Source organism: Streptomyces rhizosphaerihabitans, assembly GCF_025399795.1.
GTDB classification, from domain to species: Bacteria; Actinomycetota; Actinomycetes; order Streptomycetales; family Streptomycetaceae; genus Streptomyces; species Streptomyces rhizosphaerihabitans.
This window is the reverse complement of the sequence record NZ_JAODTZ010000137.1, coordinates 1-2,614: the sequence shown is the minus strand read 5'-3', so window position 1 is coordinate 2,614 and position 2,614 is coordinate 1. Positions and strand designations below refer to the sequence as shown.

The window sequence follows — 2,614 nt, the reverse complement described above, 5'->3', positions numbered from 1 at the left end:
CGGCGTGCGATTCCCGGCCATCGGCGAACTGCCGTACCTGCTGACCCTCGCCGGACACGGCTTCTACTGGTTCAGGTTGCGCCCCGCGGTCGGGCCCGGCGCCTCGAGGCGATCGTGACCCCGTGCCCCTCGACAGCCCGCCCGCCTCTGAAAGGACGTGTCGTCATGGCGAACACCGCTCTGCAGCGTCCGAGCGGCCTCGACACCGCTCCGCTGCTGACCTCGCTGGCCGAGCTGCTGCGCGCCTGGCTGCCACGGCAGCGCTGGTTCGCGGGCAAGGGCAGGCCCGTGACGGATCTGACGCTGCTCTCGACGACCGAGCTGTATCCGGGGTGTCTGCATCTGCTGGTCCGCACCGAGCACCTCGGCCCGCCCGCCCACGCCGGAACGGCCACGCCCGTGGCCGAGGACTGCTACCAACTGCTCCTCGGTGTACGGGAGGTCCTGCCGCCGCGGCTCGCCCACGCCTTCATCGGCCGGGCGAGCGCCGGCCCGCTGGCCGACCTGACCGTGTACGACGCCTTTCACGATCCGAAGGCGGCGGGACTGCTCCTGGAACGGCTGCGCCGTTCGGGCAACGCGGGACCGCTGCGTTTCGAGCGCGATCCGCGCTTCACCGTGCCGCCCGGTCTCACGCCGCGTCTCCTCGACGCCGAGCAGTCCAACTCCTCGCTGGTGTACGGCGACGCGTTCATACTGAAGGTCTTCCGGCGCGTCCAGCCCGGCATCAACCCGGACCTGGAGGTGCCGCGCGCGCTGGCCCGGCAGGGCTGCACCCGTGTCCCCGCGCCGGCCGCGTGGTTCCACACCTCGGAGCCGCAGGAAGCGACCCTCGGCGTCCTTCAGCCGTATCTGCGGGACGCCGCCGACGGCTGGACCCTGGCACTCGAATCCCTCGGCTCGCGGAAGGACTTCACCGGCGAGGCGTACGAACTGGGCCGGGCCACCGCCGAGGTGCATCTGGCCCTGGCCACGGCCTTCCCGCTGGACTCGCCGAGTCCGTACCGGAACAAAGCGCTCGCGGACGCGATGCACGAGCGTCTCGACGCCGCAGTCCGTTCCGTCCCCGAACTCCGCCCGCACGCCGCCGGGTTGCGGTCGGCGTTCGACGCGCTCGCCGCCCTGGACTCGGCGCTCCGGCCCGCCCAGCGCATCCACGGCGATCTCCACCTCGGCCAGGTCCTGCGGGCCGGGCAGCGGTGGTCGGTGATCGACTTCGAGGGTGAACCCGCCCGCCCGATCAGCGAACGTCGGCGTGTCCAATCGCCCGTACGCGATGTCGCGGGCATGCTGCGGTCCTTCGACTACGCGGCCCGTTCCCGCCAGCCCTGGCGTCCGGAGTGGGCGGAGCGCTGCCGCGAGGCCTTCTGCGCGGGCTACGCCGTCGCGGCGGACTGGGACCCGCGCGAGGAACCCGAACTGCTGCGCGCGTACGAGACGGACCGAGCCGTGTACGAAGTGCTCTACGAGGCACGGCACCGTCCCGACTGGCTTCCCGTCCCCATGGCGGCGGTCGGACGACTCGCCGACCACCCCTGACCCCCAATCCCCAACCGCCAACCGCCTTCGACACTCTCACCGACCACCCTCAACACCCCCACTTCGAGAGGCCCAAGCCGTGACCCGCACCGCATCCACCCGCGTACGACGGGCCAAGCCCGCCGCCCCGTCGGCGCAGCACGCCACGCTTGACCCCACGGATCGGGGGCGTCTGCTGTCCGGCACCCATCACGATCCGCACGCGCTGCTGGGTGCCCATCCGGTGCCGGGCGGAGTCGTGTTCCGGGCGCTGCGGCCGTACGCCCAGGGTGTGGCGGTGATGGTGGACGGGCACCGTACCGCGCTGGACGATCTGGGCGACGGGCTCTTCGAGGCCGTCCTGCCGCTCGACGCGATTCCCGCGTACACACTACTGGTGACCTATGACGGCACCGAGTCCGAGTCGCAGGACCCGTACCGCTTCCTTCCGGCGCTCGGCGAGCTGGACCTGCATCTGATCGGTGAGGGCCGGCACGAGGAGCTGTGGCGGGCGCTCGGCGCCGAGCCGATGACCCACGAGGGTGTCGAGGGAACGCGCTTCACCGTGTGGGCCCCGAACGCTCAAGGCGTGCGGGTCTGCGGGGACTTCTGTCACTGGGACGGCGCCGGCGGATTCCCGATGCGCTCGCTCGGATCGTCCGGCGTGTGGGAGGTGTTCCTGCCCGGCTTCGGTGAGGGAACGCTCTACAAGTTCGGCATCACCCGCCCCGACGGTTCCCGCACCCTGCGCGCGGACCCGATGGCCCGCCGCACCGAGGTGCCTCCGGCGACCTCCTCGGTCGTGACCCGGTCGTCCCACAAGTGGAAGGACTCCGCGTGGATGAAGCAGCGGGCGAAGTGCCGTCCGCTGCACGAGGCCCCGTTCTCGGTGTACGAGGTGCATCTGGCGTCCTGGCGACCGGGCCTGACCTACCGTCAGCTGGCCGACCAGCTCCCCGCGTACGTCTCGGACCTCGGCTTCACCCACGTCCAGCTGATGCCCGTCGCCGAACACCCCTTCGGCGGCTCCTGGGGCTACCAGGTCACCGGCTTCTACGCCCCCACCGCACGCCTGGGCACCCCCGACGACTTCAAA

At 71.6% G+C, this 2,614-nt stretch carries 2 protein-coding genes and 1 pseudogene; all 3 read left to right on the top strand.

The annotated features are described in order from the left end of the window. A pseudogene (locus N4G66_RS45015) lies at positions 1 to 118 on the top strand (alpha-glucosidase C-terminal domain-containing protein); the annotation flags it as partial. 47 nt (positions 119 to 165) lie between these two features. Then, on the top strand, positions 166 to 1,539 hold the full coding sequence (locus N4G66_RS45010; RefSeq protein WP_261710127.1) for a maltokinase N-terminal cap-like domain-containing protein: 1,374 nt from the start codon (positions 166 to 168) through the stop codon (positions 1,537 to 1,539). A gap of 79 nt (positions 1,540 to 1,618) precedes the next feature. Further along, on the top strand, positions 1,619 to 2,614 hold a 996-nt coding region (locus N4G66_RS45005), incomplete at its 3' end, for a GlgB N-terminal domain-containing protein (RefSeq protein WP_449343330.1).